The sequence below is a fragment of the Bordetella sputigena genome, from assembly GCF_965137885.1.
GTDB classification, from domain to species: domain Bacteria; phylum Pseudomonadota; class Gammaproteobacteria; order Burkholderiales; family Burkholderiaceae_B; genus Bordetella_C; species Bordetella_C sputigena.
The window spans coordinates 1-14,027 of sequence record NZ_CBCSCA010000017.1 but is presented as its reverse complement, the minus strand read 5'-3'; the positions used below and the strand labels follow the sequence as shown (position 1 = coordinate 14,027).

11 protein-coding genes, 1 tRNA gene and 3 pseudogenes are annotated in these 14,027 nt (G+C 63.2%); 12 read left to right on the top strand and 3 right to left on the bottom strand.

All coding sequences use genetic code 11. The features are described from left to right. Positions 1 to 216 precede the first annotated feature (216 nt). Entirely contained in the window at positions 217 to 2,502 is a 2,286-nt protein-coding gene (locus ACNA0R_RS24540) for an AsmA family protein (protein WP_415828685.1), read from the top strand. Between the two features lie 210 nt (positions 2,503 to 2,712). Beyond that, a complete protein-coding gene (locus ACNA0R_RS24535; protein WP_415828684.1) occupies positions 2,713 to 3,759 on the top strand; it encodes a hypothetical protein in 1,047 nt (348 codons plus the stop codon). 114 nt (positions 3,760 to 3,873) lie between these two features. Here the strand turns inward: ACNA0R_RS24535 and ACNA0R_RS24530 are convergent, their stop codons facing one another. Then, the gene (locus ACNA0R_RS24530; RefSeq protein WP_415828683.1) at positions 3,874 to 5,469 is read right to left on the bottom strand and encodes a sensor domain-containing diguanylate cyclase; all 1,596 of its coding nucleotides are present in this window, start codon (positions 5,467 to 5,469) and stop codon (positions 3,874 to 3,876) included. Between the two features lie 329 nt (positions 5,470 to 5,798). On the opposite strand from ACNA0R_RS24530, the gene ACNA0R_RS24525 reads away from it, so the two are divergent. Both ACNA0R_RS24525 and ACNA0R_RS24520 read left to right on the top strand, forming a co-directional pair. Beyond that, positions 5,799 to 7,178: an HdeD family acid-resistance protein gene (locus ACNA0R_RS24525; protein WP_415828682.1), complete on the top strand. Its 1,380-nt coding sequence runs from the start codon at positions 5,799 to 5,801 to the stop codon at positions 7,176 to 7,178. Next, positions 7,175 to 8,155 (top strand): Lnb N-terminal periplasmic domain-containing protein, encoded by a 981-nt coding sequence (locus ACNA0R_RS24520; RefSeq protein ID WP_415828681.1) that lies wholly within the window; start codon positions 7,175 to 7,177, stop codon positions 8,153 to 8,155. Before ACNA0R_RS24525 ends, ACNA0R_RS24520 begins: the two co-directional genes overlap by 4 nt. Positions 8,156 to 8,294: 139 nt before the next feature. On the opposite strand, the pseudogene ACNA0R_RS24515 reads toward ACNA0R_RS24520, so the two are convergent. Next, positions 8,295 to 8,420 (bottom strand): annotated as a pseudogene (locus ACNA0R_RS24515) (AraC family transcriptional regulator); the annotation flags it as partial. Here ACNA0R_RS24515 and ACNA0R_RS24510 point away from each other — a divergent pair. From ACNA0R_RS24510 to ACNA0R_RS24480, 7 genes and pseudogenes are all read left to right on the top strand, one after another. Next, positions 8,421 to 9,026 (top strand): annotated as a pseudogene (locus ACNA0R_RS24510) ((2Fe-2S)-binding protein); the annotation flags it as partial. Further along, positions 9,019 to 10,182, top strand: coding sequence for an NAD(P)/FAD-dependent oxidoreductase (locus tag ACNA0R_RS24505; protein ID WP_415828680.1), 1,164 nt, complete (start codon positions 9,019 to 9,021; stop codon positions 10,180 to 10,182). The pseudogene ACNA0R_RS24510 and the gene ACNA0R_RS24505, both read left to right, overlap by 8 nt. Before the next feature lie 65 nt (positions 10,183 to 10,247). Continuing rightward, positions 10,248 to 11,159 (top strand): annotated as a pseudogene (locus ACNA0R_RS24500) (glutaminase); the annotation flags it as partial. Between the two features lie 95 nt (positions 11,160 to 11,254). Then, positions 11,255 to 11,404, top strand: coding sequence for a LysR family transcriptional regulator (locus ACNA0R_RS24495; protein ID WP_415828679.1), 150 nt, complete (start codon positions 11,255 to 11,257; stop codon positions 11,402 to 11,404). 6 nt (positions 11,405 to 11,410) lie between these two features. Next, positions 11,411 to 12,181 (top strand): LysR family substrate-binding domain-containing protein, encoded by a 771-nt coding sequence (locus ACNA0R_RS24490; protein WP_415828769.1) that lies wholly within the window; start codon positions 11,411 to 11,413, stop codon positions 12,179 to 12,181. Between the two features lie 186 nt (positions 12,182 to 12,367). Next, the gene (locus ACNA0R_RS24485; RefSeq protein ID WP_415828678.1) at positions 12,368 to 12,697 is read left to right on the top strand and encodes a hypothetical protein; all 330 of its coding nucleotides are present in this window, start codon (positions 12,368 to 12,370) and stop codon (positions 12,695 to 12,697) included. Positions 12,698 to 12,773: 76 nt separating this feature from the next. Then, positions 12,774 to 13,196, top strand: coding sequence for a helix-turn-helix transcriptional regulator (locus ACNA0R_RS24480; protein WP_415828768.1), 423 nt, complete (start codon positions 12,774 to 12,776; stop codon positions 13,194 to 13,196). 24 nt (positions 13,197 to 13,220) lie between these two features. On the opposite strand, the gene ACNA0R_RS24475 is transcribed toward ACNA0R_RS24480, so the two are convergent. Then, positions 13,221 to 13,296, bottom strand: a tRNA-Lys gene (locus ACNA0R_RS24475). Between the two features lie 246 nt (positions 13,297 to 13,542). Between ACNA0R_RS24475 and ACNA0R_RS24470 the strand changes: the two genes are divergently transcribed. Continuing rightward, entirely contained in the window at positions 13,543 to 13,917 is a 375-nt protein-coding gene (locus ACNA0R_RS24470) for a nucleotide pyrophosphohydrolase (RefSeq protein ID WP_415828677.1), read from the top strand. Positions 13,918 to 14,027: the final 110 nt, after the last annotated feature.

Sequence of the window (14,027 nt, the reverse complement as noted above, 5' to 3'; positions counted from 1 at the left end):
CGCTGAGCCGCGCTGCCTTATGGTCTAACGGGTTCGGCGTCCCTGGGACGGGCGCCGGTGGACGGGGGGCGGACCCCCGGGGCGCAATGTTAATGCGTATCAGGGCATCGCGCCCCGCCACGCCCGGCGTCGCGCCGCTGGCCGGCACGGTATATGCGCCGCGCCGCCTACGGACGGGCATGTCCTGACGACTGTCATCGAAGGAAGGCGACAAGAATGGCGCGTAGAAACAAGATCATTGCCGGTATTGGCGGCGCGGTAATTTTAGTCCTGGTGGCCGTGATCGTGTTCCTGGCGACGCTGGACGCCAACCGGTTCAAGCCCTTTGTCGAAGAAAAGGCGACGGCGGCGCTGGGACGGCCGGTGGCCATCGACGGCGATCTGCGTCTGGAATGGCGGCGTCCCGAGGACGAACACGGCTGGCGGGCCTGGATTCCGTGGGCGCAACTGACGGCCGGGGATATTTCGGTCGGGAATACCGAGTGGGGCAAGGCGCCGAAATTCGCCACGCTGAAGCAGTTGCAATTCCAGGTAGGATTGCTGCCTTTGCTGACGCACCGGGTGGCTTTGCGGCATATCCAGCTTGGTGAACCGGCGGTGAACCTGGAGCGCCTGGCCGACGGTCGCGCCAACTGGGACTTCCAGCCCCAGGGCGATAAAGACAAGGATGCGGACCGGAAGCAGCCGTCGGCGTGGCAATTGGATGTACGCGAAATCGCCTTCGATAAGGGTACCGTGGCATATCGCGATGAGACGCGCCAGGCGGACGTACAGGTCGTGGTGGACCCGTTGGGCAAGCCTGTGTCGATTGCCAACCTGGCGGGGTCGGAGATCGCCGGGGGGTTGAGCGGGCCGAAACGGCAGGACGACAGGCCTGCCCGGCAGGAGGCGGAACAAGGCCAGGGTCGCGCTCAATCCGCTCAATCCGATCAATCGGGGCAAGCCGCGCGGCCTGGGCAATCCGGCCAGGCCGCCGATGCCGCTTACGTTTTCCATTGGCAAGCCAAGGGCAAGTACAAGGGGCTGCCTGTCGACGCCCAGGGCCGCGTGGGCGGCGTGCTGGCGCTGCAGGATGCCGATAAGCCTTTCCCGCTCGAGGTCAAGGCCGCCTTGGGGCATACCAAGGCCTCTGCGGAGGGTACGCTGACCAACCCCATGCATCTGGGCGCCCTGGATCTGCGACTGACCTTGTCGGGCGACAGCATGGCGGACCTGTACCCTCTGATCGGAGTCGCTCTGCCCGATACGCCGCCGTACAGCACGGACGGGCGCTTGGTGGGACGCTTGAACGAGCCGCAGGGGGCGGTGTACGAGTATCGCGCTTTCAACGGCAAGGTCGGTGACAGCGACATCCACGGCGACCTGACGTTCACGAACAGCAAGCCGCGTCCGCGCCTGCAAGGGCAATTCACGTCCAACCTGCTGCGGTTCGCCGACCTGGGGCCTCTGGTGGGGGCCGATACCGGCAAGGGCAGTGGCCGCAAGGCGGACTCGGACAGCGCCAAGGTGGCGCAGGCCGAGCGCGCTTCCGGCAAGTCTGCCGAAAGCGGCAAGACGCCATCCGACCAGCCGGCGGACAAAGCGCTGCCGGTGCAGGAATTCCGCACCGATCGCTGGAATGCCATGGATGCGGATGTCAGCCTGAAGGCCAAGAAGATCGTGCAGACCGCCGATCTGCCGATCACCGATCTGCAGGTGCGCGCGGTGATGACGAATGGCGCGCTGGCGCTGACGCCGCTGCGCTTCGGGATGGCGGGCGGCACCCTGGACGCGGACATCCATCTGGATGGATCGAAGAAACCGATGCCGGGACGCGCCAAGGTGTCGGCTCGCCGTCTGCAGCTGCAGCAGCTCTTTCCCAAGGTCGAGAGCATGAAGCGCAGCCTGGGCGAATTGAACGGCGATGCCGCCCTGAGCGGCACCGGCAATTCGGTGGCCGCGCTGCTGGCCACCGCCAACGGCGAGACCAAGCTCCTGATCAACGACGGCGTGATCAGCGCCAGCCTGATGGAACTGGCGGGCCTGAACGTCGCCAATTATGTCGTGGCGCGGCTGTTCGGCGACCAGGAGGTGCCGATCAATTGCGCGGCCGCCGACGTCAAGCTGAAGGACGGCCTGGCGACGCCGGATCTGTTCGTCTTCGATACGGAGAACGCCGTGATCGACATCGACGGTTCCGTGAATTTCAAGACGGAGGGCATCGACCTGGACATCACGCCGCATAGCAAGGGTCTGCGCATCATCTCGCTGCGCTCGCCCCTTTACGTCGACGGGACGCTGAAGAACCCCAAGGCCGGGGTCAAGGTGGGGCCGCTGCTGGCGCGCGGCGCCGGCATGGTGGCGCTGGGAGCTGCGCTGACACCGGCGGCGGGCCTGCTTGCCCTGATCGTACCGAGCAACTCCGGCGCGGAGAACCAGTGTTCCACCTTGCTGCACCAGATGCAGCAGCCGCCGAAGGCGCCGGCGCCCAAGCCAGCGGCCAAACCGGGTCGTGGCCGTTAGCGCCCTCTGTATCGCTGCCAGGCGAGACCTGGACGCCGGCACGAACCCAGCGGCCGCGGCGGCGGCCGGTGAGGCTTGCCGCGACGTGGTCGGCGCGGTGGCGTAATAAACGGTAAAGGGCTATGTAAGAGCATCTGCGCCCCTCGACTCCGATGCTACCTTATCGACACGCCGCCGTAGCCTCGAGCCTGGCACGCTTACCGCATTCGCTTGAAGAAGCTGGACATGCCCGGGCATAAAGGGGGCGTCATGAAAGCATGGTTTTTTATCCTGTTGACATCGCTCTTGTCCGGCCCATCGTTCGCATATGCCGCGGCCGGCGCATCGGTACCCGGGGGCGCCTCCTTTACCAGCCGGCAAGGCGTGGACAGGCAGGCGTTCGGCCAATATGTGGCGGGAAAAATGTCCCTTGCTTTCGATGGTTCGCTTGCCGATATCTACCCATGCGGCAATCGGGCCGTTTACTACTGCCAAGGGTTGATGGTCACGGCGTTCGAGGACGGCGAGTCGACGTACTGGATGGATCCGGAAACCAGAAGGTTGTCGTTCACCTACTTCAGAAAAGACATCGCGACGGAATTATTCGGAGACGCGGGACTGGTGCTGTGGCCCCAGGCCTACGTGGACCATGAGTTCCCCGCGGGCGACCCGAGCCACCCCTTCGATCCTGCCTATCGTTGCGCATATCCCTTGGATGGCGATACGGATCAACGCCTCGATAATGGATGCGGTCAGTTAATAACCACGTATCACCCGTTGAATGCCAACCCTGATACCGCGCCATGCGCGAGCCTGGGAATTGCGACGGCCCAACAGTGGTTGAATAAATACGGCGTTCAAGGGGGTACGATGTTTTGCGGCTTCACCCTGGGTTCTCTTGTTGACGCCAAGGGTGGCATGGACGCCATGACGCAGGTCGCCGCCGCGCTGCAAAACCATGGTCCATTCTTATACCCCTGGAACGAGGTGGTGCTTGGGCCGTGGCCCTCCGCCCAGGCGGGCCGCATCCCCCTGATGGCGTTTTTTATACTGCTTCAAAACCGCAACAGCGCCGGGTCCGGCGCGTCTACCACCAGCAGCCGGGATGAACAGCCCCTGGTGATCGCGCAAGCGCAGCAGAAACGTTATTACGATCTTACGAATATCTTCGTTCCTATCATCGTGATATCCCAGGCGAATTCTCAAGCGGTGTTCGGCTATATCGATGGGGATCAAGCGGCCGGACTTCCCGAGCTCGTCACGGTATTCCCACAATAGCGGGCCCGCGCCAGTTACACGGATGCGCTCCGGTGTAACGCTGGCCCGCCAGTGATAGGGGCTGGGTCGGCGCGGAATCCTGGCCGGGTAAGCGCAAGGATGCCGAGGGCTTCGTCAAGCCGCCGGCCGCGCGACGAAGCGGAAGCCTTCCGGATCGGTCGGGGCGGCGATGCACGTCAGATTGCGGCCGTGATTCTTGGCCTGGTACAGCGCTTTGTCGGCCTCTTTCAGCACGGCATAGACGTCGTTGCCGTGATCGGGGTAGCGCGACACGCCTATGGAAATAGTGACCTTGCCGCCCGTGGGGTTGACGGCGGCTTCCGTCGATGCGCGCAGGCGTTCGGCGGCTCGCACGGCGTCGTCCAGGGACGTGGCCGGCAGCAGCATGGTGAATTCCTCGCCGCCGGCGCGCCCGAGGACGTCGTTGCTGCGCGAGCCGTGACGCATCAGCGACGCCAGCATGCGTATGACGTCGTCGCCGATATCATGGCCGTGGTTGTCGTTGATCGCCTTGAAGTTGTCGATGTCGATGACCGCAACGGCGAAGGGCATGCCGGTCGCCGCGAATTCGTCCAGGGCGCGCATCAGCCCGCGGCGGTTCAGCAGGGAGGTCAGGGCGTCGGTGGTCGATTCGCGGCGCAGGCTGCGTATCTTGTGATTGATGCTGCCCAGGCCCGTCAGTAGCGCGCGTTTCAATTGCGCCGCTTCGAAATACCAGGACTTGACGCCGCGTATGCGATCTGATGCATCCAGTTCGTCCATTTGCTTGGCCGCCCGGGCCAACTGCCACAAAGGCTCGGAGATCAGCTTGGAAAGCCAGCCGATGCAGACCAGCAGGATAAGCATGAGCGGCAGCGAGTTGCGCACCGTCAACCATAGTAGGTCGTCGAGACGCTGCAGGGTGCCGTCGACCGGTCGCTGCGCCACCAGGCCCCAGCCGGTGGACGGCACGACCGCGTAGCCGGCGAGCATGTCGACGCCCCTGGTGTTGACCAGGCGGCGTTCGCCGGAAACGCCGCGCATGATGTCCGCGACGGCCGGGTTGCTGTTGACCGACTGGCCGATACGATTCTTGTCGGGGTGATAGATCAGTTTGCCCGTGCGATCGACCACGAACAGATAGGAACCGTCGCGATAATAGTGTTCGCCGAGCAGGAAGTGCAGCGCGTTTTCCTCATGCAGGTACAAGGTGCCGCCGACGAAGCCGATGTAGCGGCCGCCCCGGTCGAAGATGGGGTGGGAGTTCAGGATAACCCAGCGGCCCGTCACGCCCTCGTAGGGTTCGCTGACCTGCGTTTCTCGCGTGCGCAGTGCCCGCTGTACGGGTTCGCTATCCAGCCGCGCGCCCACCAGCGCGGACAGCGGCGGATCCACCGACAGGACGTAGCCCGCGGCGTCCACCACCAGCACGGAGTTGAAGTGGTCGTTCTGGCGCATGAGCCTGCGCGCTTCGGCGACGGCGCGATCCGGGCCGGTCTCCATGTCGCTGAGCATGCCCGCGCTGTAGGCGAGCTCCTGCCGGACTGTCTTGATGAAGTTTTCGGTGGTGTTGGCCAGCTTGGCGGCGTAGGCCCGGTTGCCTTCCAGCGTGTTGGTGAGCAGAACCTCGCGCTGTACGCGGTAGCTGGCGTAGAAGCTGTTGCCCAGGGCGAGCAGCACCGAGCATAGACACAACCAAAGAATGAGACGGCGCAGGTCGATTCTGAACATTGGACGTGATGGCTGCCGACGCGCTACTCAAGCTTAGAATCGCAAGATGATACGCCGGGTGTAGTCCAAAGGCGGAGCCTGGCGCGCGGCGAGATGTAACCGTACGGATCAGCAGCGGATTATGTCGCCTGGCCGCGACAGGTTGAGGGATAGGCCGCCGATCCGGGCCCTCGGCTCGCGGCCATGGCGGTGAACGGGTCCATGGCGGCCCGTGCCGTCCCCGGCCGGAGGGGCGCCCCGGGGCGCGACGTCGCGGTCGGCGGCGCGGTGTCCACCGTGCGTTACTTGCTATCCTTTTGGCATTACCCCATGCATGGAGATCGCTCCCCATGAGCCACCTGGTCTTGCTGCTGCTTGGAATCGACTATCTGCACAAACGTGCCCGCGCGCTGGCCATCGGGGGGGCCCTGATGTTCGCGGCGGGCGCGGTAGTCTTCATCGACGCGCTCGACGGTGTGCTCTACTTTCCGCTGGAGTTCTTTGCCGCGCTGCTGGTGGTTGAAGGTATCGCCACGCTTTCCATCGCCAAGTCCGGCGTCGGCGGCCAGCGGGTGCTGCGCTACACCAAGGGCGTGTTCGTGCTGGTGGCTGGCACCCTGGTGCTGGCGGGCCAGCATCATGGGCATTTCGTGCTGTCGATGCTGTTCGGGCTGCTGTTCCTGGTGGACGGCCTGATCCAGTGTATCGCCGCCTATGTGGTGCGCTACCCGCGCTGGCGCCTGGTGTTCGCCTCCGGCGTGGCCGAGGTGCTGCTGGCGATTTTCTTCTTCCAACCCTATCCCACCCACTACGTCGGCACGGTGCCCTACTGCGTCGGCCTGTTCCTGGCTATCTCGGGCCTGAAGCTGCTGTGGCTCGCGCTCCGGGTGCGCAACCTGGAGGCCAATCCGGCGCTGGCCAGCAACCCGGACCCGTCCTTCATGCCGACACGCACGGAGGGCCCGGCGCAGAAAGTGTTCGACGGTCCGCCGCTGGCCAGCGAGCGCGCCCTGACCGTGCACGTGTGGACGCCGGCGGGCTCCGCCAAGACCGCGACGCGCCATTATCCGGTGGTCAACCGCTATATCGCGGCGGTCGACATCAACGGCGTGGTGTCCACCGGGCACGCCGCGCTGGAATCGGCCGAGGGCATCTACATCAGCCTGTACCCGGCCGAGGAAATCGACCATTCGCCCGAGCAGTTCGGCACGTTGCTGCGCGCGACCGCTGAAAACAACGTGCCTGGCATCTACCAGCCCGACTACGCCACCGAGTCCAAGGCCTGGTGCCCCTCGACCATGCAGGTGCGCATACGCAACTACGATGCGGCCAAGCTGCAGGCGTTCTGGGACGCGTACCGCAAGATCGAGATCTACAACCTGACCCACCGCAATTGCTCCAGCTCGGTGTCGGCCGCGCTGGAAGCGGCCCTGGACGGCGTGGTCGGCCGCCTGCATGGCCCGCAGGCCGGCTGGGGCGTGCTGTGGCGCCTGCTGCTGACGCCGGAACTGTGGGTGGCGGCGCAGATCCGCAAGCGCGCCATGACCATGGCCTGGACCCCCGGGCTGACGCTGGACTATGCGCGCGCGCTCAGTATGCTGGCCGATCCGCGGCCGTCCGGCTGGTGGAAGATGTCGCAGGCGGCGCTGCGCCAGATGGCGGGGCTGCGCGCCAGCTGGCGCCGCCAGGACCGCGAGGCGGTCGCCCGTAATACGCAGACCCAGTCATGACGGCGCTGGCCGCGGCCGCGATGGTGGCCGGCGGCTTGTGGGGCGCGTTGGCGCTATGGTTCCAGTCGCCCCTGGGCGGGCGCCTGCGCCTGCTGCCGCCGCTGGCCTGGTTGGGACTGGCCAGCGCCGCGCTGGCGGGACTGGCGACGGACCGTCTCTGGGTCGCGGCGCTGTTCGGCGCAATGCTGGCCGCGTTGCTGGCCTGGTGGTTCCTGGGCATGCGGCCGTCCAACGACCGCGACTGGATACCAGAGGTCGCCCGCATCACCCACGGCATGGTCGATGGCGACATCCTGACCCTGCACAACGTACGCAACTTCGAATGGCGCGGCGCGACCGACTTCGACGCGCGCTGGGAAACCCGCCGCTACGACCTGTCGAAACTGGCGTCGGTGGACCTGGCGCTGTCGTATTGGGGCCGGCCGGCGATCGCGCATGCGCTGGTGTCGTTCGGCTTCGCGGACGGCCAGTACGTGGTGTTCTCGGTGGAGATCCGCCGCAAGCGGCACGACGCGTTCTCGGAGATCGGCGGTTTCTTCCGCCAGTACGAACTGTCGGTGCTGGCCTCGACCGAGGAAGACAGCCTGCGGGTGCGCACCAACGTGCGTGGCGAAGACGGCTATCTGTATCGCATACATATGCCGGCCGGGGCGCCGCGCAAGCTGCTGCTGTCGTACGTGGACACCGCCACGCGCCTGCAACGCCACCCGCGTTTCTACAACACGCTGACGGCCAACTGCACCACCATCGTGTATCGCCTGGCGGAGAAGATCGTGCCGGGCCTGCCGTTGGATTACCGACTGCTGTTGTCGGGCTATCTGCCGGAGTATCTGTATCGGCTGGGGGCGCTGTCCGGCGCCGACAGCGTCCAGGCCTACCGCGCGGCCGGCCGTTATACCGACCGCGCGCGGGCGACGCGGGATCCGGCGGACTATTCACGCAACATCCGGCGCGGGGTGCCGGGGATCGCGCCTTAGGGCGAAGTGCCGGGCGACTGCGGAAAAAAAGCCGGGACAATTGCGGCAGCGAGATCGTCCAGCACATCGAACTCGATGTGGTGCCGGACCTTGTGGGTAGGCGATACGCAGGTCAGATCGTGATCCGTGCTATCAACGCTCAAGTCCCAAAGCGGACCGCCGGCGAGAGCGTAAAAGATTCGCGCATGTCGCGCACCTCCTCGACCGGTGTCCGGCCAAACAGGCGCTTGAACTCCCGGCTGAACTGGGACGCGCTTTCGTACCCTTGCACCAGGGGGTAGTCCCGAATACACAATTCACGCAGGCGCTGCGCGCAACGCACATGTGGGACGACGCTCAATTGTGCTTCGCCCCACAAGTCGATGAATGGGGAGAACTCGACGTGTCCGGTATCTTTGTGGCTGGGGATGGTGCGAGCATCGGTGGTGCTCAGGCCGCTGCGCAACAAGGCACGCTTTCGGCATTGGCCGTTGCCGCGCAGCTTGGTTCGATTGATGAGGAAACTCGAGATAGAGAGGCCATCCCGCATCGCGCCGAACTCAAGCGATTGATGCGCATTCGCCCATTCCTTGACAGTCTTTACCGACCGCGCAAGGCAAACCGTATTCCAGCGGACAACACCATTGTTTGCCGCTGTGAGGAAGTGACAGCGGGGGATCTGCGCCGTTTTGTGAAACTTGGCTGCCTCGGGCCAAACCAGGCCAAGTCATTCGGCCGCTGCGGCATGGGCCCCTGCCAGGGCCGTATGTGCGGCCTTACTGTGACAGAAGTGATTGCCGATGTGCGCAAACTGTCGCCCGCCGATGTCGGCTACTACCGAATTCGGCCGCCCATTAAGCCACTAAGCCTCGGAGAACTCGCCAGTGCGTGACGCTCAAACTATTCTTGCGAACGGCGTTCAAGAAGCAGACGTGCTCGTGATCGGTGGCGGCTTGCACGGTTCGTGCGGAGCCTTTTACCTGGCGCAACACGGCGCGAGCGTGATCGTGCTCGAAGCCGAATACGTGGGGCGCCATGCCTCGGGAGTCAACGCGGGCGGCGTGCGCACACTGGGCCGGCCGATGCCCGAGATTCCTCTCTCTCTGATGTCGCGGGAAATCTGGCACACGCTGTCCGAAACCATCGGTGACGATGGTGGTTTCGTTCCTTCTGGTCAACTAAAGATCGCTGAAAGTGAAGCCGATCTGGAAGAGTGCCGGGAACGTGTCGCGCTGCTCAATTCGCACGGATTTACTCACGAGACACTGATCGACCGCGAGACGGTGCTCGAACTCGAACCTGCGCTTGCCAAGCATGTGACGGGCGGCATCTGGGTCGAGCGCGATGGATACGCCCTTCCCTTTCGCACCACTATGGCGTTTCGACGCGCGGCGCAAAAGCATGGTGCACGCTTTTACGAGGGAACACCAGTCACGCAGATCGAATCGCGCGGCAACTTGTGGATTGCACAAACGCCGCACGGGGCTTTTTCTGCGCAGAAGCTTCTAGTCACGGCTGGCGCATGGTCGGGAGAACTGGCGAGGGAGGCCGGCGAGCCGATACCCGTGCATCCGGAGGGCCTTATGCTAATGGTCACGCACCGTGTGGCCCCCTTTTGCCATGCAACACTCGGTGCGACAGGGCGGCCACTTTCTTTTAAACAGTTCGAAAATGGCACGGTGGTGATCGGCGGTAAGCTGATTGGCATCGCAGACCTACCAGGGCGTCACGGTGAGGTCGATTTCTTGCGGCTTGTGAAGAGCGCGAAGACCGTCATCGATATATTCCCACATTTGCGCCATCTGGGCGTGAACCGTGCCTGGGCCGGCGTGGAAGCGTTTACGGCCGACTCTCTTCCGGTCATTTCGGCAAGCTCCCGCGCCGCCAACCTCTATTACTCGTTCGGCTACTGCGGCAGTGGCTTTCAACTCGGACCTGCATGTGGGCGGCTCATTGCTGAACTCATGCTAGAGGGCGCGTCCTCTCTTCCGCTCGACGCCTTCACCATCGAGCGATTCCGGAGCGTATCAGCATATACAACACAATAGACGTAAGGTGCGCGTAGTGGATCGAGACGCTCGTTTTACAAGGTGTTTATCCCTAACAAGCATCGATGGACTATTCAGTTTTTCTTGAAAAAATTTATGCGGATATTGGTCCTTGGCTCGAGAAGGGACGCGTTGCCGATTACATCCCAGAGTTGGCAAAAGTGCCATTGAAGAGTTTCGGCATGGCCGTCGTCACAATGACAGGAGATGTATTTCGCGTCGGCAAAGCTGATTACCGTTTTTCGATCCAGAGCATCTCAAAACTGTTCGCATGCACGATGGCGTTTAGGCTGTTAGGTGATGCATTGTGGCACCGTGTCGGCCGTGAACCATCAGGCACTTCCTTTAATTCACTGGTGCAACTCGAAGCTGAGAATGGAAAGCCGCGTAATCCGTTCATCAATGCCGGCGCACTGGTGATTACTGATGTGCTTTGTCGTCGCTTCGTGAGCGCAGAGACGGCGCTTGTCGAATTTATGAGGCGTCTAACGGGAAATCCGACGATCGACTATGACATGCAGGTCGCTCAATCAGAATTGCAGTACGCACATCGAAATTACGCGATGGCACATTTCATGGCGAGTTTCCAAAACATGGAAATGACCCCCGAAGCTGTCGTCGATGCTTATTGTCGTCAATGCGCAGTTTCGATGAGTTGTGTCGAACTGGCGAAGGCTGCGCTCTTCCTGGGAAACGGAGGGGTAGTCCCATCTACCGGCGAACGCATACTCGACCAGAGGTCGGCGAAGCGTCTCTCCGCGTTGATGTTGACGTGCGGAACATATGACGCGGCCGGAGATTTTGTCTATAGGGTCGGTTTGCCGGCAAAGAGTGGTGTAGGCGGTGGCATCGTGGCTGTATTGCCTACTGAGATGGCGGTCTGCGTGTGGTCTCCCGGACTAGATAAAAACGGAAATTCACTTGCAGGTACGGTGGCTCTGGAATGGTTGACAACACTTACGGGTCAATCAATTTTTAGAGGATGCACGGGGCTGAGGTGCCTCCCTTCGTCCTGCCATCTTCGCGTCGACTGGAGTTCCTCTAGACGGGGCAATGATCAGGAGACCGCATAATGGACGTGTGCCACCTTCGGTATTTTCTTGTATTGGCCGAGGAATTGCATTTCGGGCGGGCTGCGGCCCACGCGCACATAGAGCAGTCGGCTCTGTCACGCAACATCTCCCAATTGGAGGACAATCTGGGCGTACCGCTGTTCATCTGATCTCGCCTGGGCACGACCCTGACGCCTGCTGGCGATGCTCTGCGCGAACACGCGCGGGAGATCCTGACCAACTTCGAGCGAGCCAAGCGCGCGGTCGCCGCCGTCGGCGGCCTGCCGCCCGTCCTGCACATCGGACTGTCCGACGGGCTGGTGCAGCCGCGCCTGTCGTGCCTGTTCCACCGCTGGCAGGAGACCGAGCCGGCCGTGTCCTTGCAGATCACCGAACTGCCGTCCTACCAGCAGCAGGATGCCTTGCAGACCGAGCACATCGACATCGCCCTGGGGTTTGGCGCCACGTCCGACAGCCTGGCGGTCGAATCGCTCTGGCACGATCCGGTCGTGGTCGTGGTGCCGCACGATCATGCGCTGGCCGAGGCCGAAACGCTCACCTTCGCGGCCATCGCCGATTGCCCTCTGGTCCTGTGCAACCCGCGCGTCAAGCCGGGCTTGCGCGTGCAGCTCGACGCCATGCTCCAGGGCGCCGGGATTGACCCGAATCCGGTGGAGACGGCCGACTCGCCGGCCGGCATGATCGTGCGCGTCGGCGCCGGCCACGGGCTGGGCTTTCTCGATGCGAACCATGCGCAGACCGTGCATCGGCCGGACGTGGTGATGGTGCCGCTGGCCGAACCCGAAGCGATCTTAACGACGTTCGCGCTTACCAAGCGCGAGCGCGAGGATGCGATGACGCCGGCCATCCGGCGTTTTATCGCAATGGGCCAGGCCGGTCCGGATGCGCCTGTGGCCGATCTCGCATTGCAGTCATGCCCAATTTGATTTGACGGATTGGCGCGGTCTGCCGATCCTTGCGTCAAGACCGTGACACGGCGCGCTGACCTGCGCTTGACCACGATGCAGGCCGCTATCCCCGCGTTCGAGCCGCTGCCGGACCCCTCGAACTCTTTGGCGCCGTAACGACCAGAGACATCCGGCCGGACGCCGCTTCCTACGCCATGCTAGATCATGCAGCACGCCTACACCGTCACCTTGCACCATCCCTTTCTGTCGGCCAGCCGGCGCCAGGAAGCGGACGTGCAGTATCGGCAGGCGCTTGAACAGGCGCTGGGCGGAGCCGACGGCGTGCTGCGAGCATGGCACGCCTGGCAGGAGGCCGAGCACAAGCTGGGCAGCTTGTCGAATGAAACGTGGAAGGTCGCGCGGCAATGGCTGGTCGCGTCCGACCAGGCGCGGCAGATAGCACTGGCCGGCAAAAACGCCCCCGGCGCTACAGATGCTTACTTCGAGGGGCAGGCATCCGGCCGTGCGTATGAAGCGCGGGCTTACGCCGCGTAGGGCTCGTTCGGTTCATCTACGCTGTACTACGCCCATGTGAGTTTGGCGTTGAGACGGCTTGAATCAATCTGATGGCATGTCCCTCCTGGAAATGGTCATGCCCAATATGCAAGAACCCAGCAGCCAGCCGGTACAGGTGGCGTCGCCGATTGCTCCCGCGTTCTACCGCATCGCCGATGTCATGCGTCTTACGGCCTTGAGTCGAGCAACGATCTACCGACGCATTGCGAATGGAGGATTTCCCCGTCCTGTCCATCTAGGTGGTCGCGCATGTGGTTGGGCGCCCAATGAGCTGCAAGCCTGGATCGAAGCGCCTGGAGACTACAGAGCCGCACCAGCGGCTCTGCCAGCAGCCCAAGAGCATGTGCGGCCTCGCCGAAACAACATGCGTCGTCTCAATGTGTCTCGATTCTCTCGCCGGAAATTTCGGACACAAGTCGGACACGAAGGCTCAACAACGCAGGCAAAAGAAAAAGCCCCTACGGCGCTTGTTCCGTAAGGGCTTGATCTACCTGGGTATTCTTGGTGGGCTGTGAGTGGCTCGAACACTCGACCTACGGATTAAGAGTCCGCTGCTCTACCAACTGAGCTAACAGCCCGCTTGGGGGGTCTGGGATAGTCCGCAGTTTGGAGAAACCTTGGGCTTTCCCATTGCTGGCGACGCGTCACCAGCGAAGACGAAAGATTATACACGGATTTGTGTGCTGTTCCAAATCGGACGCGTTCGGCGCCGTTGGCACACCGCTTCGAGCCGCGCACACCGCCCCAGGCTGTGATAACGGCGGCGGGAAGCCCCCGGCAACAGGCGCGGCTACACTCGGCCGTTAATCGGACCGGGAGCGGACATGGCAAAGGGGTTGATTGATGTCGACGGTGCAACGAAGGCGTTAAGGCAATTTGCCGAAGAGCGGGACTGGCAGCAATTCCATTCGCCCAAGAACCTGGTGATGGCGCTCTCCGGCGAAGTCGGCGAGCTGACCGAAATCTTCCAGTGGATGAGCGAGGTGGACTCCCACGGCGCTGCTTCGGATCCCGGAACGGCACAGGCGGTGCGCGATGAGCTCGCCGACGTTGCCTTGTACCTGATCCGTCTGGCTGACGTGCTCGGGGTCGACCTTGACGCGGCGATCGCCGGCAAGCTCGCCTCCAACGCCGCGAAATACCCGGTCGAGGCATCGCGCGGGGTCAGCACCAAGTACCGCAAGCGAACGGGGCAGTGAGCCCTGGCGTGCCGCGGCATCTCGCCTAAAGAGTGTCGGCTCCCAGCGCTTTTATCGCCGTGGGGCTGTTTCATCGTCCTTGCTTTAACGCCTTGCGGGGCGGGCGGGAG

Coding starts and splice junctions, on each gene's coding strand:
- ACNA0R_RS24540 (WP_415828685.1), top strand. CDS start 217: ATGGCGCGTAGAAACAAGATCATTGCCGGTATTGGCGGCGCGGTAATT.
- ACNA0R_RS24530 (WP_415828683.1), bottom strand. CDS start 5,469: ATGTTCAGAATCGACCTGCGCCGTCTCATTCTTTGGTTGTGTCTATGC.
- ACNA0R_RS24495 (WP_415828679.1), top strand. CDS start 11,255: ATGGACGTGTGCCACCTTCGGTATTTTCTTGTATTGGCCGAGGAATTG.
- ACNA0R_RS24525 (WP_415828682.1), top strand. CDS start 5,799: ATGAGCCACCTGGTCTTGCTGCTGCTTGGAATCGACTATCTGCACAAA.
- ACNA0R_RS24480 (WP_415828768.1), top strand. CDS start 12,774: ATGTCCCTCCTGGAAATGGTCATGCCCAATATGCAAGAACCCAGCAGC.
- ACNA0R_RS24520 (WP_415828681.1), top strand. CDS start 7,175: ATGACGGCGCTGGCCGCGGCCGCGATGGTGGCCGGCGGCTTGTGGGGC.
- ACNA0R_RS24485 (WP_415828678.1), top strand. CDS start 12,368: ATGCAGCACGCCTACACCGTCACCTTGCACCATCCCTTTCTGTCGGCC.
- ACNA0R_RS24470 (WP_415828677.1), top strand. CDS start 13,543: ATGGCAAAGGGGTTGATTGATGTCGACGGTGCAACGAAGGCGTTAAGG.